Origin of the sequence: Pseudoalteromonas sp. T1lg24, assembly GCF_002964745.1 — a bacterium.
In the GTDB taxonomy this organism is placed as follows: domain Bacteria; phylum Pseudomonadota; class Gammaproteobacteria; order Enterobacterales; family Alteromonadaceae; genus Pseudoalteromonas; species Pseudoalteromonas spongiae.
Genome location: NZ_PQCB01000006.1, coordinates 685,197 through 707,762 on the forward strand (window position 1 = coordinate 685,197; position 22,566 = coordinate 707,762).

General features: G+C 36.2%; 18 protein-coding genes. 4 read left to right on the plus strand and 14 right to left on the minus strand.

The window, feature by feature from the left end; translation table 11 throughout:
* Window positions 1–21: 21 nt before the first annotated feature.
* The 12 genes from C2M30_RS06210 to C2M30_RS06265 all read right to left on the minus strand — a co-directional run bounded on the left by C2M30_RS06210 (window position 22) and on the right by C2M30_RS06265 (window position 14,866).
* Window positions 22–2,433: a BspA family leucine-rich repeat surface protein gene (locus tag C2M30_RS06210; protein WP_158683335.1), complete on the minus strand. Its 2,412-nt coding sequence runs from the start codon at window positions 2,431–2,433 to the stop codon at window positions 22–24.
* Between the two features lie 176 nt (window positions 2,434–2,609).
* Entirely contained in the window at window positions 2,610–2,894 is a 285-nt protein-coding gene (locus C2M30_RS06215) for a hypothetical protein (protein WP_105171040.1), read from the minus strand.
* 27 nt (window positions 2,895–2,921) lie between these two features.
* Window positions 2,922–5,318: a heparinase II/III domain-containing protein gene (locus C2M30_RS06220; protein WP_105171041.1), complete on the minus strand. Its 2,397-nt coding sequence runs from the start codon at window positions 5,316–5,318 to the stop codon at window positions 2,922–2,924.
* 14 nt (window positions 5,319–5,332) lie between these two features.
* Window positions 5,333–6,544 (minus strand): hypothetical protein, encoded by a 1,212-nt coding sequence (locus C2M30_RS06225; RefSeq protein ID WP_105171042.1) that lies wholly within the window; start codon window positions 6,542–6,544, stop codon window positions 5,333–5,335.
* Window positions 6,537–7,454, minus strand: a complete 918-nt coding sequence (locus C2M30_RS06230; RefSeq protein ID WP_105171043.1) for a GNVR domain-containing protein — start codon at window positions 7,452–7,454, stop codon at window positions 6,537–6,539. Before C2M30_RS06230 ends, C2M30_RS06225 begins: the two co-directional genes overlap by 8 nt.
* Complete coding sequence (locus C2M30_RS06235; protein WP_105171044.1) at window positions 7,454–9,514, minus strand: glycosyltransferase; 2,061 nt, start codon at window positions 9,512–9,514, stop codon at window positions 7,454–7,456. Before C2M30_RS06235 ends, C2M30_RS06230 begins: the two co-directional genes overlap by 1 nt.
* Window positions 9,514–10,548: a glycosyltransferase family 4 protein gene (locus C2M30_RS06240; protein WP_105171045.1), complete on the minus strand. Its 1,035-nt coding sequence runs from the start codon at window positions 10,546–10,548 to the stop codon at window positions 9,514–9,516. The genes C2M30_RS06235 and C2M30_RS06240 overlap by 1 nt, the downstream gene beginning before the upstream one ends.
* Before the next feature lie 2 nt (window positions 10,549–10,550).
* A complete protein-coding gene (locus C2M30_RS06245) occupies window positions 10,551–11,141 on the minus strand; it encodes a sugar transferase (RefSeq protein WP_105171046.1) in 591 nt (196 codons plus the stop codon).
* Complete coding sequence (locus C2M30_RS06250) at window positions 11,129–12,100, minus strand: Gfo/Idh/MocA family protein (RefSeq protein WP_100912563.1); 972 nt, start codon at window positions 12,098–12,100, stop codon at window positions 11,129–11,131. Before C2M30_RS06250 ends, C2M30_RS06245 begins: the two co-directional genes overlap by 13 nt.
* 10 nt (window positions 12,101–12,110) lie before the next feature.
* Complete coding sequence (locus C2M30_RS06255) at window positions 12,111–13,208, minus strand: DegT/DnrJ/EryC1/StrS family aminotransferase (RefSeq protein WP_105171047.1); 1,098 nt, start codon at window positions 13,206–13,208, stop codon at window positions 12,111–12,113.
* A 19-nt stretch (window positions 13,209–13,227) separates the two neighbouring features.
* Window positions 13,228–13,833, minus strand: coding sequence for an acyltransferase (locus tag C2M30_RS06260; RefSeq protein WP_105171048.1), 606 nt, complete (start codon window positions 13,831–13,833; stop codon window positions 13,228–13,230).
* A 1-nt stretch (window position 13,834) separates the two neighbouring features.
* Window positions 13,835–14,866: a DUF354 domain-containing protein gene (locus C2M30_RS06265; protein ID WP_105171049.1), complete on the minus strand. Its 1,032-nt coding sequence runs from the start codon at window positions 14,864–14,866 to the stop codon at window positions 13,835–13,837.
* Between the two features lie 113 nt (window positions 14,867–14,979).
* On the opposite strand from C2M30_RS06265, the gene C2M30_RS06270 reads away from it, so the two are divergent.
* The 4 genes from C2M30_RS06270 to C2M30_RS06285 are packed head-to-tail and all read left to right on the plus strand — an operon-like array spanning window position 14,980 to window position 20,108.
* Complete coding sequence (locus tag C2M30_RS06270) at window positions 14,980–16,038, plus strand: hypothetical protein (protein WP_158683336.1); 1,059 nt, start codon at window positions 14,980–14,982, stop codon at window positions 16,036–16,038.
* Window positions 16,038–17,357, plus strand: a complete 1,320-nt coding sequence (locus tag C2M30_RS06275) for a flippase (protein WP_105171051.1) — start codon at window positions 16,038–16,040, stop codon at window positions 17,355–17,357. Before C2M30_RS06270 ends, C2M30_RS06275 begins: the two co-directional genes overlap by 1 nt.
* The gene (locus tag C2M30_RS06280) at window positions 17,350–18,234 is read left to right on the plus strand and encodes a hypothetical protein (protein WP_105171052.1); all 885 of its coding nucleotides are present in this window, start codon (window positions 17,350–17,352) and stop codon (window positions 18,232–18,234) included. The genes C2M30_RS06275 and C2M30_RS06280 overlap by 8 nt, the downstream gene beginning before the upstream one ends.
* A 2-nt stretch (window positions 18,235–18,236) precedes the next feature.
* Window positions 18,237–20,108: a tetratricopeptide repeat protein gene (locus tag C2M30_RS06285; protein WP_105171053.1), complete on the plus strand. Its 1,872-nt coding sequence runs from the start codon at window positions 18,237–18,239 to the stop codon at window positions 20,106–20,108.
* Between the two features lie 40 nt (window positions 20,109–20,148).
* On the opposite strand, the gene C2M30_RS06290 is transcribed toward C2M30_RS06285, so the two are convergent.
* Both C2M30_RS06290 and C2M30_RS06295 read right to left on the minus strand, forming a co-directional pair.
* Window positions 20,149–20,691: a hypothetical protein gene (locus C2M30_RS06290; RefSeq protein ID WP_105171054.1), complete on the minus strand. Its 543-nt coding sequence runs from the start codon at window positions 20,689–20,691 to the stop codon at window positions 20,149–20,151.
* A 63-nt stretch (window positions 20,692–20,754) separates the two neighbouring features.
* Window positions 20,755–22,263, minus strand: coding sequence for a hypothetical protein (locus C2M30_RS06295; protein WP_105171055.1), 1,509 nt, complete (start codon window positions 22,261–22,263; stop codon window positions 20,755–20,757).
* Window positions 22,264–22,566 lie beyond the last annotated feature (303 nt).

Below are 22,566 nucleotides of genomic sequence, written 5' to 3' on the forward strand. Positions count from 1 at the left end.
TACTCATCCACGCTTTTTATTTTACTGTGCTGGCTTTTTACCCTTATCGACAATTTTCCACAAGAAATATTCAACTAATTTTTGCCTACCTGATTCACCAGCTTGTGTATAAAACTGCGGAATATCCAATGTTACTTCGTTACGTAAACCTAACTGGCTCCACTCTTGAAGAAGGCGATCATAATTTTCAACTGAGAAAAACGTATTCTCAGATAAAAAACCACGCATATCCCTTACATAAGTTACGTCCCAATTACTAATATCTTGGTTAAACTGCGAACCTTTAAACATGTATCCTAGATAATGCGCTTGGCCTAAATGCCAACTATCTAAAGGTTGATTAAAAGACGCTCCTTCGAACATAGAGCTTAGATATTTCAAATTTTCAGTGTTCCAGCTATTAAGCGGTTGATTAAATTTGCTTCCTTTGAACATACCGTGCATGGTATAAACTTTCGCGACATTCCATTGTGATATATCATTATTAAACTGACTATTAGCAAATGTGTGTATCATTTCAGTTACGTTCGAAACATCCCAAGCATTTAAGCTTTGTGAAAACTCTGAATTGTAAAAAGTGTTTTTAAGTGATTCAACACTCGATACATCCCAACTCCCGATGGGTTGATTGAATTTTGAAAATGCAAACGTCGACTCCAATGATGTAACTTTAGACACATTCCAAGAGCTTATTGATTGATTAAACTGACTTTTGAAAAACATAAAGCGTATATCTTTGAGACTAGCTGTATTCCAGGTATCAATAACTTGATTAAATCTACTACTTTCAAACATATGCTTCATCGACTCTACACGACTCACATCCCAACCGCTAATATCTTGATCAAATTCACTGCCTTTAAATAAGTTTTCCATTGTAATGACATTGCTAGTGTTCCAGTCGCCGATGTACTGATTAAAGTTACTACCCTCGAACACTCCCTTCATGGATACGACATTCCCGACGTCCCATCTACTAATATCTTGATTAAAGTCACTATTTTTGAAGAGTTCGTCCATATTGGATACACTTGATACATCCCATAAGCTCAAATCAGTCGTAACTTTTGTGCCGCTAAACAAACCTTTCATATTGACAATATTTGACACATTCCAATTACTTAAATCAGGAGTGCTATCATTGCCAGCAAACATGTAAGATATATCAGTCAAACTTGTCAACTGCCAATAAGTTAACAATTCACCTGCTGAAAGCTTGCTTCTACTAAACATTCCGGACATATTCGCTACACTCGACACATCCCAATTTGTAATTGGCTGATTAAAAGCTGCTTCTCTAAACATATCCCTCATACTGACGACACGAGATACATCCCATTGATCAATTTCAGTATTAAACTGACTTTTGGCAAACATACCAGTCATATCCGTAACACTTTGGGTACTCCACTTTGCAATATCTTGATTAAACTTACTCCCAAAGAACATATAAGACATATCCTCAACACTCGACACATCCCAATTTTCCAGTGATGAATTAAACTCACTACCTAAAAACATACCCCTCATATTCATGACAGCGCCAACGTTCCAAGTAGATAGTCCATAATTAAATGCACTGTCAGAAAACATAAATGCCATCGAGACTACTGAGCGCACATCCCATGAAGATATATTATGGTTGAAAGCAGCACCACTAAACATTCCATTCATATTTGTAACACTTGATACGTCCCATCCGGATAAGTCTTGATTAAACTTATTTGATTTTTTTGACAGTAAACCTGTAATGTAAATATCGGTTCTTTCACCTGAAAACATAAATGACATGTCATTTACTTGAGATACATCCCAATTGCCAATAGGTTGATTAAACTGTGAATGGAAAAACATATAAGACATGTTAGTAACATTAGATACGTCCCAATCACTTATATCTTGATTAAAGACTGACAGATCAAAACCATATTTACCACCAGCAAACATGTGTGACATTGTTGTCACATTAGAAACATTCCACTTACTGATATCATTGTTAAACTGACTAGTAGAAAACATGTAAGCCATGTTGGTTACATTTGATACATCCCAAGAATTTAAAGGCTGATTGAACTCACTCGCTTCAAACATGCCTTCCATATTTGTTACTCTGGAGACATCCCAACTTACAATATCTTGATTAAATTTTGTCTTGGCATGGCCTATTCCTTCATATTGCGGGCGAGTTCCGGCAAACATAAACGCCATATTTTTCACATTACTGACATCCCAATCTGCGATATTTCTGTTAAAAGCACTACTGTTAAACATGTACGACATATCTTCAATAGAAGACATATTCCAATGATTAATATCTATCTGAGCTTGCGATCCAATAAACATTTTACTTGTACTTTTTACACTCGATAAGTTTGGAGTATCTGTAGCAATAATTTTAAAATTTGAACTCGTATGCCAGAAAGACTCTGTCATATCACGCCATTCAATATCCCCCCATTGATCGACGCTCTGGATTTGATTACAGGCAACACAATATGGGCCAACCATACCGCTTAGATGCTCATACTTTAATTTAAAGTGAGGGAACGTACCATAAATAGATACTTCATAGGTACCCGCAGACTTATATACATGGCGAATTGTCTGACTTACATTTTTATCTGTAGTGCCATCCCCCCAATCAATATCATATAAATATTCATACTCTGGGTTAGTTTCAATTTCAATGTATAATTCCCCACTTTCGGTATTTCTATGAGACTCTTGTAACTGCCAAGTAGTTTAAAAGGACTCGTCGTTCTATCAATATCCCCCCCAGTATCCACAGCTCCTTGAGCCGGTGTAGAGGTTTCAGTTCCGCTTCCACACGCCACTAAAAACATCACAAAAAAAAGCACTACAAGGTAGTGCTTTTTATTATTTACAATATTCATATCACCTCAAATCCATTTGTATAATTTTCATTCAACAATATTAACTTTTTGATTAATCTTGTCAACTTGGTAAATCGTATTATTTACTCTCATATTTACATATTCTGATTCATTTTCAACAACACTAAAATGCTCTATCTTTCCTTTTTGCGAAAATAAATTTGCTTTTTGGTAATAAGTACCAAGGCTTTCACAACGTTTTACATATGCAGGCTCAGCTGTATTGTAAGACTCAGAAACCCAACCTAACTTTGGAATATTGTTTTCATCAAAACTTCCCTTTACAAGCTTACACGTTTTTGTATTAGGCAATGTTAAATGTGTAAACTCTTTTGCTCCAACCTTGATAAGAGATCCGTTAGCTGATGAAATCTCAGCATGCTTGTTATAATGCCAATACTCCTCAACACGAAAAGAGGCATCTTGCGACTCCACCCAATCAAGTACTAACACCCATTCCTCAGGATAAGTCGAAAATATGACTGTACGTTTATGGTTCACCTCATCAGGGTTGGGTTGTACCCCTGAGAAATAGTAATAACCGTCCATTTTCTCAACCTGCGTTAGTATTGCATCAAACTCATTCGATTCTAAGCGATTAATAACGAGTGAGTTATGAGCTGAAATAGACCAGAAATTTCGCCGACCTGAATTTCCATAATTAAAAGGCCCTCCAGAATCAACTAGCAGTTGCGTGCCCGCAAGCTGCACTAAAAGATTTAAATTATCGAAATGCCCATGAACAATTCTCTTTGGTCCCGCATCAAAAAAAACTTTATTCAACTCACCTGAATTATTTCTACTCTTAGCAATCACTAAGCCTTCATTATCAGAAACAAACAGGTTATCTAGCGCATCTTGTCCATACTCTTTAAACTGTTCAAAAGTTTCATTTAATTCATTAAACAGCTCATAATATCGATTAACATATCCACGCCAATACTTATTTGAATATGAATCCCCAATTGCTGGTGTATATCCTTCATCATTTAATAAATATGCGGAAAATAAAATAGCTTTATCTAACGTTTCGATTAAGGTTTGAGAAGGTTCAATTTTAAGATTGTTTAACTGCAGCTTTGCTTCAAGCAACATAGAAATACCTATAAAATGATATTCAGAAGCCTGCTCAACATTCTGGCCACTACGTGCATCAAACATCAGCACAGAAGCTTTATTGACCCGTGACAAACTACTTTCACCGATCTTTTTAAATTTGTCTTTATATGAAAAAACTGAGTATAAATTTAGGCCCGACTTGGCTTGAATTAAACCGTGATTATCATCGTCATAAGTAGGATCATCTAAATACTGCTGGAGCATAACGGCATCTTTGTCGAACAATGAATTTAACGCATTATTAGCATCAACTGATAAATACTCGCGCATTTCTAAATATAGGTAAAGAAGGTGATTAACTCTTAAAGCGACAGCATCTTCACGATATGCGGTTTTTAAATCTAACGCACCGAGAGCAAACTTTTGATCATAGCTGATAATTACTTCATTTAGTTTGTCAAGCAGCTCAGTATCACCCGTCTCTTTATACAATTGCGCAATTGGCGTTAGCCAACCCAAACTATGATAAAAAAGCTTCCAACTTACATTGTGATACGGATCTTCTTCCCACGTATGAGTTTCAGGTAATTTCCACTTACCCAGATTTAGCCAATGAAAATCTATGATTCCCTGTTGTGCGTTATCCAGATATTCTTGTCTTGTAAATATAGAACGTTGTGGCCAATTCAGTTGTGCCATTTTAGGCTTAGAATAAAAACGTGTCTCAAATTGCAAAGGTTTTTCGGAGCCTAGTAAGTTGACTTTGACTATTGCTTTTTCATTGCGATAAAAACTAGTGTTTTCAGCAACATTAAAAGTGATTTTATAAACGCCCGAGAGGTACTCTACTCCCAATAAATTAAGCTCAACTGATTGTTCAACATCGCTCAGGGCTAGCTCTGCTTTTAGAGATTCAATCAATTCGCTTTTGTCTACAATAGCGTTAAACCCTAACCCTACTTCAACTGATTCACCCGCTATAATTATGCTAGGTGGATTGAGAATTTCTTGAATCGCCAGGCTTTCAATCTCAAGCTTGACTGAAGCAACTTGCTTTTTATCCGCATAAAGTACACAATAGTCGAATTCATCATGGCCGCTAAAATCCTCGTTCAGCGAAACTGCAATTTGGTTATTTTCAATAGTTAAATCGAATCCATTTAGAGTTGAATTTTCGGGTAAGCACAATTGGAACTCGCTAACCTCCAAAACATCATTTTCAAGTACATCCAAAAGAACCTTGGCGTTTGTTGAAACAACATTAAAAAGATCATCGTTAATAACAGTTTTATCATTAAAACTCTTGTCACCACATCCACATAAAAATAAAAATAAAAATAATATTAAAATCTTAAACCTTTGCACCGAATAATATCCCTCTAAGCTTGCTTAAATATAACTTGCCCTAAATGATTAGCTAATAATACGACGGCATATATTACTAATGTGTATATAACTATTGGATCAAGCATACCCGTATGAATTGAAATTAAAAACAATGAAAAAACAATCAGAAATGGCGCCCCCGAAAAAATAGAGCTCCTGGTTAAGAAGCGATGACTGCCTAACGCTATCAGAAAGCCACTAATAAAACTAAGTATGTAGGCACCTAAAGCCCCAAATTCTAAGTAATACTGCCCTATGATTGATGATGTGGTGGTTGATTCTTGCCAATTAGTTCTTCCCAGCCAAAAGGATAAAAGTGTACGACTATGTGTTTGCTCTCCTGGTAGCATGGTCGAGAAACCAGCCCATGTAAATTGGCCATATTGCAGGCCGACATCCGGTGAAATCATTGTAATTCCTTTTACAACACTCGCACCTTCAGCAAAAACTAATACTGATGGCGCTAAAATAAACCATTCAGGAGGTAAATCAAGATTTCCTAACAATCTAACAATAGCTTCGGGATCCTCTTGAAACCTTAGAAGTGGATAGATGGTTACAATACTGGCCATTAATAAAACTGCGAACAGCTTCGCGGAGTTTGACAGCTTAAAACGATTAAACTTCCAATTTAATATAAAGAACATGAGTAGGGTAAGCACTAATGGTGTCCGATAGCCCATAGTTAACATCATTAGTAGTACGAAAAAAGTAACGATTAACAGATATCGTTTAGGTACACGATAAAAAATAAAAGGGTATAAGATCCAAACCAAACCAATTAGATATGTAAAAACACCTGAAACTTCTGTTCGCTCAGAAATATTTAATACAGGTAGGCCATGCATAGCAATTAACAAAAGATAACTAGCAAATGCAATAGATAGTAGCAATACGAGTACTAAGTTAGTTAATGGGTTAAATTTCCCACCACTTTCTTGTATGTGAAACTTAGTGGCTGCTAAGCGACGCTCACTGTCAATAACCTTACAAATTAAGTTGGCTAAAACCACACCACTCAGTAATAGAAGCACACACAAATTATACATTGTTAGCTGAAACAAGGTCATGTTTCGAGCAAACACCCATCCAATATAAAAATAAGCTATAAATGCAGCTACATAGATTCGTACCAAAGGGTTAGAAAATTTCAGTACGAAACATGCGCCTAGAATTAACAATAAGCAAATAGTTTGCTCAAGCATTTTTAACTATACCGATAAACTTTCTGATGAATACAAAAGCAATGCTCAAAACAAAAGCAAAGAAAGTCGACACAATAACAATAATCGCACGTTTAGGAGAAGCTTTCTCTTCTGGCATGTATGCACTATCTCTAATTTCATAGCCATAAATACTTTTAACATTTGCCAGCATCAATTTTTGATGTTGCTCTCTCAATAGCTCAGCAAACACTACTCGCAGTTCGGAGATAGCTATCTCTTTTCTATTATTGGATAAATAGTCTAAGCTTTTTTGAGCTTCGAGTTTATCTTGCTCTCTTAGGTACTCACTTAAGTGCTCTAGTAATTTTTCTAGCCATAGTTTCGATATTTCTGGCGAATAAAAGGTTAAAGAAACCGTTAATAAATCAGTCTTTTTATTTCTAGCAACATTAATCATTTCGGAGAACTTAGTGTAAGTTTCTTCTAATGATGGTTCTGATTGCCTCAACCCCTCAGGCTTTCTGACCCATTTTTTGCTATCTATATCGTATATTTCAGGGTTAAACAGTAACTCATTGCTACTCATATCCCACCCCTCTACTGCGAAAATTTCAACTTTAATATCTTCTTTTTCTATAAACGACTTTAAAAAGTTGCGAGACTTAAGTGTATCCATAAGCAGGTTAACATCACTCTTCCCCCCAAGAGATATACCAGCCATATTCGCTAAGCCACCAAATTGTCCGGCTATAGCTCCAAGCCCCCCTTTGTTGTCTTCTGTAGAAGCGACAATTTTTGCATCTGATTTATATTTATTAGGGATCTGCAAAGATAGAAAAATTGAAAGAGCAGCCCCTATAAACGTAATAATTACGATGCTTTTATAACTATCAATCAAAATTGTGACAAACTTTGCTAAATCACTAGAAACTGTTTTCTTGTTATCCATTAGCTGTTATGTACCTTGTTAAACCTATCTAAAGCAATTCTTTTTGCTCTAAAATTCCTAAAAATAAAGCCACCACAAATTGCTGGTAGCACCCAATATAAATTAGAATTATCTATAATGTGCAAAGAAAGCAGCATTAGAACCACAACCGAAATTGTCAAAACGAATAAGTTCAACTGTGCAACGGTTGCTTCTTCACCGTGTAAACTTAACGAGGTTAAATTTGCAAATCCATATTGCGAGCAGATAAATACAAACATGATCATCACTGGAATCGAAACAGCCATTTGCCAACTAATTCCAAGAATAATCAAATAAAGAGCTGTAAAGGCTAACCCACCAATGCAACTTAACCAGATAATCTTGCTGTAGGCTTTATTAATTTTTGCCAGTTGTACCCAATTAAGCTGGTCATTTGCCATGATTTTCATTGATTTGTTTGCATAAGTTCTTGGAATTAACATAGCAATCGAAAAACACGAAATAGCTAAAGCAACATAAGAAGCAGTTTCAGGTTCAAAAATTTCTTTTGAGATAAATGGAAAGCAAAAAACGGCAAAAATGCTAGCTGTTGTTGAAACAGCAATATTTGCGACGCTTCTTAATGGAATATGTTTTCTTTCCATACTACTTGAAGCATTGTCCAGTATCATCACTGTTACTAAGCCAATCAAACAAGCAACAACATAAACAAAATAAGGTGCATTTGGATGTTCAAAACCGTTTAAACTCATAAGCAACGGTATAGCAAGGCAAGCTAAAGCAATTAAACATTCTGAAATTGCCAAAATAACAAAACCATGATTGGCGATGCGTTTAAAGCGATAGATATAATAAAAGTGCAATATCCAGACTAGCATTAGTGTGAAATAGATATTTGCAATTATTCCAGCAAAAAACAGACAGACTAAAATTGCACTTGAGCTAAACAGCCCTAACATGGACTGTTTTAAAACGCTTTTAAAACTTCCCAAGTACTCTTGCTTTAATACAAAAAAGCCAAAACTCTGACTAAACGCTGTATTAAGCAGCATTAAAATAAAGAAGTCGCTGCCAAATGACGCAGTATTCCCAGCGCCTAAAAAGAAAATACACGAAGAAAGTAAAATAACTCTTGAAGCACCAGGTCCACCTGTTGCGAGCAGCGGTGCAAAAATAGTCAAAAGCCAGTTAAGCTTGGCATTTTCTACTTTGCCATGCGCCATATACTGCAATCGATGTTTAGAAAGAGATTCTAATGATTGTGAAAAAGCATGACGCATTTTCAAATTAGATAAGCCGTATTTACTTGATGTAAGGAGTTCTAAAAACGAAATTTTATCGCCTTTTATTTTCTTACGATAAAAAGAGAAGTTCTCCCTATTTCGTTTCGACATTATCGCGTAATGTTTATTTTCAAACAAATCAATCGCTCGCAACTTATTTTGCACGGACGATATACGCTCTAAACCGCGATCATCATTTACAATGTAGAGTTCTTTACCCAAGCGGTACGCATCACCAAATTTTGCAATCAAACGCACCCATAGATCATGATCTTGTAGTGCAGGTAAGTTAGCATCAAAGCCATTAACCGATATAACACGTTCTCTTTTTACTAGAATTTGATTAGAGCATTGATTTAAATCTAACGCATTAGATAGCGATATTACTTTGCTTTTCGCAAACAATGACTTTTTATGGGTGCCATAATCCCAAAAGTAACCACTGCAAACAAAAGCATACTTATCGTCATACACGTTAAGTAAATCTTCTAAACGACTTGGCAAAAACACATCATCATCATCTAAGCCTGTTACTAAGTCGGTATCAAGGCTTTCAATTGCTTTATTACGAGAAGCACAAGCACCAATAGACTGCTCATTTCGAATAAAAGAGATTTTAGGGTTGTTTAAATTACTTAAATATTCGAAAGTACCATCGGTTGATCCATCATCAACAACACAAATCTTAAAATTCTGATAGCTTTGCAACAACACAGAATCTATCGCCTTTTTCAAAAGCTCTAGGCGATTCTTTGACGGTATATAGATGCCCACACTTAGCAATTTATGAGTCATTATTTAGCCACCAAATTGCGATATATTGCTTCTATCTCAAAGCAAATCGATTCTAATCTGTATTTATTTGAAATAGCTAAAGCATTCTCAGACAGCTTTTGATACTCATGCGACTCAGCCGATAATACCGAATTAAGTGCCTTTATAAACGCTGAAATTAACTCTGATTCACTACTTTGTTCAATTAAATAAGCAGAACCTTTCAACTGCTCTTCCGACCCATGGGTTTTAGTTGCAATTACCGGAGTCCCACACGCCATAGCCTCTGTCATAACAAGGCCAAATGATTCATTACGCGATAAACTTATGAGTAAGCGACTTTGGGTCAAGTGCTTTGCAACTTCATCTGCGGGTAGTGCCCCCGTTACATTGAGGTTTTTATAAGTCTTGCTGAGTGTTAAAAAGCGCGTTAAATGAGGCCCCATACCAATCACAATAAAGCTTTTTTCGGGGCATGCTTTGACCAATGCTTCTAATCGATCGGTTCCTTTGTTGTGATCCAAACAACCAACAAAAGCAACGTCATATTGCTTTGCGATATCTGTTTTTTGAAAATAAATAGACTCATCAAAGCCTGCGCTTAAAATAGAGTAAGAAATATTTTGAGCATAAAAGCTTTGCTGCAAGCGCTTTGAGGTGAATATCCAGTGATCGACAATACCAATCAGCTTTTTATAAGTTTGACTTGGGCTTTGATAACAATAAATATCTCCACCATGACAAGTTACGACCACTTTAACGTGTTTATTACGTAACAACTTATACAACCATGCAGATAAGATGGTTGGGTAATAATAATGGATATGGATTAAATCGATTTTTTTAGGGTTTAAAACAACACTAATAAAAAAGCTAAAGAAAAAAAATGGATATTTAAATAATCGGTGAAAAAACGAGTCACCATTCCAACGCATATAAAAATAGTCGAGATTACTAATATCATGCTTAAGGCGTTTTACTTGATTATTAACAAATAAACCCAAAACAGGGGCACTTTTTTTCGGCCCCATATTTGATACAACTAACACATTCATATTTAATAAACGTTTTTCATTTTAAATGTGTAGGTAACGGTTTTAAAAATAAGTGAAATATAATGCTTAATAGTCTGCTTATTTACCCAAAGTACATCATTTGCAACGATTTCATCCATAGGTAAGTCGCTACGACCATTAATTTGTGCAAGCCCTGTAATTCCAGGTTTAGCATCTAACCTTTTAAACCACTCCTTTGGTAATTTCTCATACTCTTCAGGCACCCAAGGTCGAGGCCCGACAATTGACATATCACCAACAAGCACGTTCCATAATTGGGGTAACTCGTCTAAGCTAGTTTTTCGTAAAAACGAACCAAGTGGTGTAATCCTTGGGGCATTCTTATACTTGATAGTAAACTCATTGACCTTTTCAAGCTCACTATCATCAACTACTACTTCATTAAGCATACTGCGAAACTTGTAGATAGTTATAACTTTACCACCAAGACCAAGTCTTTTTTGTGCAAAAAAAACAGGTCGCCCCATTTTAATTGCAACCAGCATTGCTAAAACTAGAAGTACTGGAAAAAACAACGATAAAGCTAAAAAAGCAAAGATTATGTCACATAATCGAATTGCTAATTTTTGCATTGCGCCTGCACTCCAATTGCAATTTTTAATGCTTCAATTCCATCCTGTGCAGTCACTCTTGGTGCTCTACCAAAAAGAATTGCTTCAGCAAAATCGGTATGCTCAGCCATTAGCGGCTCAACATTCGGAACAAAAACACGTTCAACTAAGCTTTCTTGCTTATATTTAATATCGCTATTGGAAGACACGTATGCACCTTGAGCATAACGATTCACTTCAATCTCTTTGCGTAGAAAGTCGACATTAATAAAACAGTTTTCACAAGAAATTAAGATTGTGCGCTGCTTTGTCTGTGACGCTTTACTAGCTGTGATATCACAAACAACCCCATTTGCACCTTTAAAAATTGCAGTAACATAGTCTGAGTTGTTAGTATAGAAATTGCCGCCAACGGCACCAACTAACTCTAACTGACCGGGCACAAGGCAATTCACATTATCAATGTCGTGGATCATTAAATCTAAAACAACATCAACATCATTGGCACGACTTGTATTATAAGATAAACGATTAGCTTTAATCGCTAAAATTTCTTTATCTTCAAGGATTTTTTGTAACTCAGGATAAACTGGGTTGTAGCGTTCCACGTGCCCCACAGCTAAGGTTAAATGACGCTCTTCCGCAATAGCTTTTAACTCTTCTGCTTCGGAAACCTCGACAGTTATTGGCTTTTCAATTAAGCAGTGTTTATCTTGCAAAAGAATTTGCTTAGCAAGTTCAAAGTGCAAAGTTGTAGGTGCTGCTAAAACAACAGCATCAACTTGCTCTAGAAAGGTTTGGAAATCATTAAAATATTTACAACCAAATTCTTTCGCAACGTTACTGCCTTGTTGCTCATTCGGATCATATAAACCAATACATTCAACAAGAGGATTCGCTACCGCTACCCGCACATGATTACGGCCCATTGAACCCGCACCAGCAACACCAATGCGAACTGTTTTTTTAGGTGAATTCATTTTCTTATACCTATTTTGCTAGGGTATTTAATACACTACAAACTTTTAAGACATTTTCTTCTGTAAGTGCAGGGTGAACAGGTAATGATAAGACTTTTCTTGATAAAGCGCGAGCGTTTTCGTCACCGACATTAACGCTTTTATCATTGTAGAATACTTGCTCAGTGATACTAAATGGATAAACAATTGCTGAGCCAATTTGATTTTCCGCTAATAAAGCCTGTACTTCAGCACGTTCAACACCTTCAATTACAACTGTATACTGATGATATACATGCTTAAATCCATTTGGCTCTATTGGCGTTTTAATATACGGGTTACCTGAGAGTTCTTTATCGTAAATAGCTGCATTTCGGCGACGCACATCATTCATACCATCCAGCTTTTTAAGCTGCTCCAAACCAATGGCAGCTGCAATATTGGTCATACGATAGTTGTACCCTAAAACATCATGCTCATATTGATCAACTCGACCGTGATTTAAATACTTACGACCAAGTGCAGCAACTGACTCATCTTTAAATAACGTAATGCCACCTTCCGAAGTAGTCATATTCTTTGTTGGGTAAAAACTAAAACATGATGCATCACCAAAGCTACCAGCTTTTTGTTCATTAACTAACGCACCATGGCTTTGTGCGCAATCTTCAATAACTTTTAAACTGTATTTCTTAGCAATTTGTTGCAGGCGGTTCATATCACATGCTAAACCAAAGATATGGACAACCATAATAGCTTTAATTGATTCGTCATAATTAGACTCCAGATACGCTTCTAACTTATCCAAATCTAACGTAAAGGTTTGCGGATCAATATCGACAAAAACAGGAACTGAACGATTAAATAAAATTGAGTTACTTGACGCAATAAAGGTAAACGGGGTTGTTAAAACTTTATCACCCTCACCAATACCAAGTGCTAAAAGCGCAATATGTAGTGCGGTTGTACCATTACATGAAGCTGCGCCAAAAGGCATGCCAATGTAATCTGCAAATTTTTGTTCAAAATCGGCTACTACTGCACCTGTTGCAATCATCCCCGATTTCATTACATCAACAACGGCATTAATTTCTTCTTCACCCATTTCAGGCTTAGCCATATTAATCATAAAAAACTCACTTAATAATTTAAAAAACTGGTAAAACTTTAATAACGCTTAAAGGAAGAGATAAAACTTCTTGCGTTGATGGCTCGATAAACTCAATACATTGCTTTTCTTTATCAACGTTAGATATGTGTTCTGACAACACTCGCTCGCCATTTTTATAAACAAAGCCAACTACTTTGGCCGGATTGCCCACAACTAAGGCATGTGCAGGAATAGTTTTATTAACCACAGCACCAGAGCCAATCATGGCGTACTCACCGACCTCAATGCCACACACCAAAGTCGCACCTGCACCAATCGACGCACCTTTTTTAATTAATGTTGGTGTCACTTTCCAATCAGGGTTTACTGCACGCGGTCGAAAGTCATTGGTAAAAATTGCTGAAGGGCCAACAAATACATCATCTTCAATAGTAACGCCATTATAAACAGAAACGTTGTTTTGAATTTTAACGTTTGCACCTATCGAAACTTCAAAATCAATATAAACGTTTTTAGACAGAATCGTGTTTTCACCTATTTGCGCATTTTCACGAACTTGCACTAAGTTCCAAACCTTTACATTGTCTGCCAACTGCGCTTTTGGACTTACCTCAGCAGTTTGGTGAATAAAAGCTGTTGTCATTTTATCCTGCCTGTTTTAATTCATTGATATGTGACATAAAGTCAGAAATTGCCTGTTGATTTGCAGCGTTTCTAACGGTTTCTTTTTTCTTTATATCTAAATTTTTAATCTGTAATTCATTATTTAACGCAATCAACAGCCCTTCTTTTTCAAGCTGTTTGTCTACGTTTGGTAATTCACCCGAAAACAAAGTATAGGCTGGCGTATTTAAACAAGCGGCTTCTCTGTTCATGCTGCCTCCACCACTAATAACGGCGTCAGCACAATTAACTAACTGAAGACCATCTAGTACGCGTTGCGAAAACTTAAAATTAGGGAATTTGCTTTCTAAAGCTACTTTTTGCGATTCTACACGAGGCAACACCAACACTGTCACATCTATTTCACATAAGCGTGTTAAACATAAATCAAAAAATGATTCATCGTTATTATGATAAAGCGCAAGAGTTGGTGGCGGTCTTACAACAACAAGCGGCTTACGCATTTCATTTTCTGAAAGAGCAAACGCCTCTTGAATAACTGAAGAATAATTTGCTGTTTTTTGAAAGTCAGCTAAACAAATATCTTCTTTTAGACCGCTGTAACGGCGAATTTGCTTAGCACCGAACTTTAATGCATTTTGCTGTGGAAACGCAGTAGGTAAACTTACAATACTGGCGAGTCGAAACGCGATATGATTTGCTGGCTGGCCTTCAAAATCCATGCTTGTTAGGCTAGGAATACCAAGTAGTTTGGCTGCTGCTAATTGAAAATAAGAGTTATGAGAAAGAGCAACATCGAACTTTTTGTTTTTAGCATAGCGAAAAAGAGCCGCTGTTCTGGCAATTAGACTAAACACTTTAGCTAGTTTATTTTTACCACCATGTCCATCAATTAAGGTAGCGTCTAAGTTATGCTTCTTTACAAGCTGTGCTGTTTGCGCAAAATTCCTATAAGTGACCTCTACCTCAACGCCTTCTTGTTTAAGCCTTTTAATTATTGGTAAAAAGAAAACAACATGTGGCGAGTTTACAAGATCAATCCAAACTCTCATACATACCTTTAATAGCGCTTAAAATCATTACAAATCGGCGCAAAGTATACACGCTTATGTAACATATAAGCAATAATACATAGGCTCTAAAGAATAAAGCTAATGCAGAAAGATTGTGGTACATCAAAGCTTTCTGTAATAAGAAAATAAGGTTAAAATTTGATTTTAATTCTAAACCAATCACAATTCCGGGTTACAAATTGAAACAATTTTATCAATACCTCCCTAAAAGAATAAAAAAATGTTTATCTGTAACTAAACTTTTTATTAAATCTCCCTCATTAACCCTAAGAGTAAAAAAACAATACCAGTGTTCTTCCCCTATTTATTTACTTTCGTTTCCACGTTCAGGCTCTAGCTGGGTAGGTTCAATCATAGGGCATGGCAAATATACTAGATACCTTAGAGAGCCGATAACAACTGCGTTTTATTATCATAAATCAATGAGCGCTTCCGTGTTCAGCAGAAATAAGTGTGAAAATTGGCCTTTGTATTACAGTTTACTAAAAAAAGCTTTTTCAACCGAACTAACATTTTTGAACTCCGCTGTACCAGAGCCAAGCCAGTGGACAAGTAATAATGTAAAACTCCCTATTATCATAAAAGAAGTTAATCCTTTGATCATCGATGAGCTTGCTCAACTCGATATTAAGCTTGTCTACCTTACGCGACACCCTTTTTCAATTGCCAAAAGTTATGAAGCACTTGGCTGGGATAAACCAAACCAATTCGAAACCCGGTTCACCGATAATGAGATATCTAATTTGTTAACCCTAGAACCCGACTTAGTCAAACAGGATTTTTTCTACCAAATTGGTTTTTTACAAGGGTTCATAGAAAAAAAGTTTCATGAATTAGCATTAGGAGAGGCTATTGTATATGAAGAACTTTTAGCATCTCCATTAAATCAGTTTAAACGTATATTTGACACGTTAGATCTGAAGTTTAGCAGCGAAGTAGAGTTCAATCTAATGACGTCTATATCCGGAAAAGAGCAAAGCCAAGCAGGTCAATTCGATCTCGTTAGAAATATAGAAAATATCAAAAGAATATCAATAAAACCCGAACTGTTAAGCAGTTACAATTCAACAATGGCAGGTTATTGCTCAGCATTAAAAGGTATGGAGAAGAAAGCTATTTATTCTAACAACAAATATGTTGAGTTTGATTAATGAGTGATCTCAAAAAAAGTATAACTAATACAATATTGCTTTTTTGTGAAAAGTGGCTCTTACTGGCCTTAAATTTTATAACAGTTATTTTGTTGACGCGTTATTTAGCTATAGAACTGGTAGGTACATATTCATCTGTCCTTGCCTTCGCAAGCCTTTTATTACCCTTCACCACGTTAGGGCTGAACAATTTATCTTCAAAATACTTTATAAAGTACCCGAATTCTAAACACTTTTATTTTTGTGCTGCATTACGGATACGGCTTTTTGGTGCCATATTCGCAGCACTTGTTGGTATCGTGCTTGGCTTTTTTGTCTATGGGGCGTCCTATGAGCTTCAATTGGTTTCAATTTTATTGTTTTTCCAGATGTTCAACATCTTTAACCTTGTCGAGTATTTATTCATGTCACAACAGCAGGTATGGAAAACAATGCCATATCGAGTGGCTATTAGGATAACTATTAAGTTTATGTTTTTAATCGCGCTTATTTATAAGTACAGTTTAACATCACTTATCTTTATTTTAGGTAGTGAATACCTACTTATAGCGTTAGCATACTGGCTCATTTATACAAACAACAACATAGACCAAGAACAAAACTTCAGAACAACGTATACGCCAACAATCAAACGATTTTTTCATAAATCAAAGTGGTTGTTTTTAAGCTCATTTGCAATGATCTTATACTTAAAGATAGACCAAGTAATGCTCAGTCAAATGATTGGTATGGAGCAAACAGCTCAATATGCAGTAGCAGCTAAGCTGTCTGAATTTTGGTATATTTTCCCCGTATTGCTTGCTAATGCGTTTAACCCTTTACTGACAAATAACTACACAAAGCAAAGGGCTACATATGACAAACATTGTAAATTGCTGCTTTCAGCACTATTTTTAAGTGCTATTGTCATCGCATCAACCACTACTTTAGTTGCAGAACCACTCATTGAGTTTTTGTTTGGTGAAAGTTACAAACAAAGCGCATCAATATTAACGATTCATATCTGGGCTTGTATTTTCGTATTCCAAAGAGCGATATTTAGTAAGTGGTTAATCTTATCCAATAATTATAAATATAGCCTTTGGACACACTTTATAGGTGCAGCCATAAACATCTTATTGAATCTACTGCTTATCCCAACCTTAGGTGGTGTCGGAGCGGCAATCGCAAGTGTTACGAGCTACACGTTTGCAGGATTCATTTCATTATTCATATTTAGGCAAACACGCCCATTTGCTTACTTGATGACAGCAGCAATGATAAACTGCGTGCCAAATTGCATTTCATTACTCTCAATAAAAAACAAACCTTATGCGTAATTTATTAAAAAGCAGCATTTTAAAAGTAGCACACAGTGCTGGGTACGAACTCAAAATAAGTAGGATTACTAAATCACAGCAGCAAAATCGCATTGCATTTATCCACCTTGCCAAGTGTGGTGGTATCTCTATAGACAACGCTATGCGTTCAAAATTCGCACAACCCGGTGAAAGAAAAATTATCCGCTCACCTTTAATTGCAACGAGCTTATATAAGTTTGAACGTTCAATCTCTAACTTAACTGATGCTTGCGATTTTAGCGAATTGCACATAGATACACTACAAGACGCATTACTTTACCATTTAAATCAAGATTGGAATTATGTGAGTGGCCACCTTGCAGTGAATAGCAAGTTGTTAAAACACTATTCAAAAAAGTATGATTTTATAACTGTACTGCGCAACCCAAAAGCGCGTTTTAAATCTAATTACATATTCAACAAAATGACTAATCATTTATCTGCAATGCCTCCATATGCTAATTCAATGCAAGATGTAATCAACGAAGCAAATGAAATAGTGTTTGGACGTAGAGGCTGGCAAATGGCCAATATGCAGACATCATACATAACTGGTTACTTTCCTAAAGATGAACACGACGCAGCGTCTCAACAAATACTTTTTAGGGAAAATATTGACCAATTTAAAGTTGTGGGCATACTGGAAGAGTTATACAAGTTTAAACAAGCTTGTTTTGAACGATATAAGGTCAAGCTTGACATTAAAAAACGTAATCAAACAGACTCAAACCTGACAAAAGAACAGTCCTCAATAAAGATGACACTTGAAGATTATTTCTCATCTTCAAAAGTCGAAAGTAAACTTGATAGTTTGTGTCAATTTGAAATGGAAAATTACAACTATGTGAAAGAGTAAATATGGATAATAAATTACAAAAAGCGATACAACTTTTTCAATCGAAGAAATATACTAAGAGCCTATCAGTATTAAAAAAAATCAATGCAAGCAAACCAACATACACCTCATTAGAACTAGAGGGTGTGTGTTTGATCGAACTCAAAAGCATAAAGCTTGCCACAATAAAGTTTGAGAAAAGCTTATCGCTTTCATCAAACTTAGCAGAAAAAACAAATGCAATTAACAACCTTGCCGCGGCTTACCTCAGACTACAAAACTGGGCATTAGCTGCAAAATATCTCGAAGAAGTCATCGCGTTAGAACATGCTAGCTCAGCTTTCGAAGCGCGATTTAATTTGGTTAAGTGCTACTACAACCTAAGCAATTATGAACGTCTACACTTTCATGCTGATAAATTAAAAACAGTATCCGGCTTTGATACAGAAGCATATTGCTTTAAGGTGATCGCCCTACTCTGTTTAGGCCTTTACCAAGAAACAATTGATACATTAAACTTTATGTATCAGCACATTACAAATTACCCTATCGAAAAACTAATACTCATCACTCAATTGGTCAAAGAAAATTTAACTTCGACAGAATTAGATAGGCACATTTCTATCATCGAACAAGCTTTTGGCAATCAAACTTGGGTTAAAAAGTTAAAGCAACCAAGTTCTACAACAAAACAAAAATCAATCGACTACCAATTTCCACATATAAAGACCTCATCTCCAGAAATACATAGCGTACTAACTAATATATGCGAAAAAACGATCGCGTTAGGTGGAAAATTCGTTAAAGGCCTAACTCTAATAGAAAACAGTGGTCAACTTAGTATCGAGTTACAAAATTCGGATAAATTGCAACAAGAGGCTATAGCAATCTCAGTTCCTTTAACTTCCATTCCACTGCTAGATGATTTTATTTTTACTCTAAACGGAGATAACCTAAATGCATCTCCAAAAGCCCTACAATTAAACCCACACGCCAATGAGCTAATGCAGCTATTCATTTCCCTTTACAATTTAACAGATAAAATAGCTCACTGGAGGCAGACCAACCCGTTAATTAATCTGAACCTATCAGATCCAATTATTAATTTGTTCACTTTACCTATTAGTAAAAGTCACGCTATTCAACATTTATCAAAATTAAGTGGCGATGAACTTACAATCAAAACTTTTTTTGGTTCAAGAGAGTTTAACTATGAGCAAAAACACTTAGAAGGCGCAAAAATAAAGGTTAGTGAGAATAGACAGGGGCTTTTAGGCATAATTGACCTTTTAAATCATAATGCCAACGCACCGGGTTATAAGCCTTCCTATAATGAGCGTGCAATACAAGTAAAGAGCTTCACTGATAATAATAATCAACTATGTGTTAAGTATAATAGCAACGACCCGCTCACTACCTATTTTGTCTATGGATACATTGACCAGTCATCGATGAAAGCGATTTCAATCCCTTTGACGGCTACGCTCTCCAATGGATACAAAATATTCATTGATAACTTACCAAAAATGAATGATAGCAATAAATTAGATGACAATATCAAAGATTTAGAAGAGCTCTACCCTGAGTATATTGAATCTAATAATAGTAATTTAGCTCTATCTCGTGTTGTGTTTCCTGATTACAATAACAGAAACTCACTTACTCGGGTTTTAACTCACATACTCAATAAGTATATAAATAGAGATACTTCGGAATATAATATTAAGCAGATTGATGATTTGGTAAATCAACTAATTTCACATATAAAGATAGCAAATCTCGCACATTGGCAAGAAGTAAAGAATTTACTAATTCACAGTCAAAAGAAATTAAAACAATATGATGAGTTATTAAAACTATGCGAAATGAATATAACGTTGTATGAAAGCTATTAATCAATAGGGCAATTTAAATAATGGGCAATACGCCCATTATTTAAATTGGAAACTGAACTGACTTTTTAAGTCTTGAAAATTCTTCTTCAATTTCTTTTTTAGCGTTCTCATGACCGCTAACAGCAAAAACATACAGAGTATTTTGTGTTTTATTTAACACCGCAAGATTATAAATCAGCTGTTTGTTACCAGCTCTCTCTCCTGAAAAGCGATACTCTAATGATTGATGTTTGCCATCAAATAGCTCATTGTCATTTGGAAATACTGTAATCTTTAAATCTTTATGTCCTGTAGCTAACAAGCCTTTCCTAGCAGTACCAATGAAATTATTCCACTCCTGTTCACTACCAGTGTATTCAGTACCAATAAGCTTCTGACAGGTAACATTGGTTGCAACTTTGATGTTACCAAATGTTTGTACATCTAATTGCTGAGACATCTCAAGAGATATATTCTCATTTAATTTATGAGTTTCATGTTTTACTTGAGGCGGATTCGCAAACTCAACATTAACTAAGCATGCATTTGCCAACACATTAAAAGAAAATAAAGCGCTAATTGTGGTAGCAAGTATTTTTTTCATATTATCTCCCAAAAAATAAACCCGGCACTAGGCCGGGTTTATATTAGCAATATTAATTAAAAATTAAAGTGCTGTTTTAGACTTAACGATTTTACCGTCAACTTTGTACTGAGAGTTAGAAACCTCAGAACGACCTTGGCTGTTTTGCGAGAACGCGTAAGCAGCAACGTCTTGAGCGTATGCATCAATGTTGAAAGTAACGCTTAGCTTAAGAACTGTAGTGTCGTCAATACCTAGCGCATCTTTGATTTGCTTAGGCTTAACTTTAGTTACAGTGTTACCAGCTAGGTCGATACCTAGGTCAACTGGACCGTACTCGTTACCCTTGTCATCGATAGCTGAGATGATTACGTCTGCAACTTCATCAGCTTCGTTAGCCATGTGGATGTTAGACTGAGTATCAGCGTGGTTAACTACGTAGTAAGGAACGTTGATGATAGTTGCATCAATCTTCCATTCACCACCAGCAACGTCTTTGAAGATAACGTCGTTAAATTCTGCAGCTGGAACACCAATGTTAGAAGCGTCGATAGTTACAGAAACGTTAGTTGGAGTAGTTACCGGAATAGCGTCTGTAGAAGCAGCAGGGCGAGTAAAGTCAATTTTACCTGTGTAAGATTGCTTAGTGCTATCTTCTAAAGTTGTATCTAGAAGTAGTTGGCCTAAACCTACAGCAACAGGTGAAGTACCTGTAGACATTTCAACGTATGCAGGGAAAGAACCGTATACACCAGTACCGATAGCTAGTTCAGAAGCTGCAACTTCACCAGTAGTAACTGTTTTGAAGTTACCTGAGTATAGAACGTCTGCGCTAGTAAGCATAAGAGCAGCACCTAGAGTCTCGTCGTTCACGAAAGTCCATACTGACTGGTCTGTAGAACCATCAACAAAAGTTGTTAGGTCGTCACGGTCGATGATGCCATCGAACTTTTTGCTTACTTCAAATGCGAACTGGCTAACTTCAGTAGCGATTTTGCCCATACCGTCTTCGATAGGAGTTTCAAGATCAGCTTGAACTGAAGAGTAAGTTACATAAGACTCACCTAATACAGTAGCTAGAGTAGCTGTAGTTGCACCAGCTTCTTCTGTAGAACCGATAATTACGCGGAATGCTGAGTCAGCAACTAGTGGGTTACCTAGGTTAACGTCAAAAGAGATAGCGTCAACTAAACCTTTTTTGTCATCACGTACTTGAACAGCAACGTTATCGAACGTGAATGAACCTGTACCATAGTCGAACTGTAGCGCGTAGTGTGATGCGTCTGCTGCATCTGTACCTACAAAGCCACATAAACCGTTACCAGTTGACGGGTCAGTAGCTACTGGACCTGTACAAGTTGATAAATCACCTAGTGATACAGCTTTATCGAAAGATAAAGTGATACGTGATGCAGCTGGGTGGTTCTTGTCAACGATAACGTCGAAAGAAAGTTGAGTAGCACCAGCAGTAACTTTAGCTGCAATACCTTCTTTAGAAAGTTTAAGCACGTTTGTCGTGCTGATAGATGCAGCGCTAGCGCCGAATGAAGTAGCGATAGCAGTAGCTAGTAACGCCTTTTTGTAAAATTTCATTATTTCCATTCTCCAAGTTTCATGAAACTGGTCTAAAGCGGAGTTGCTTCAAACCAAGAACTTTTAAGGATTCGGCAAGGAGTTTACCGAATCCTTGCAATTTAAGGGCTCAAACCCACATTGTCAAGTCATAGAGTTATTATTTTAATGATTTAACGTATTATTTTTACACAAAATATATTATGTCTCATCATTTCTACTGACTTGTTCTACTTACGCATTGTTATTTTTAGAAAAATAGTTTATTACAACTTTAATTCCATTTTATACCGCGATTATGACAAGTTTGTTAACAGAGCACAA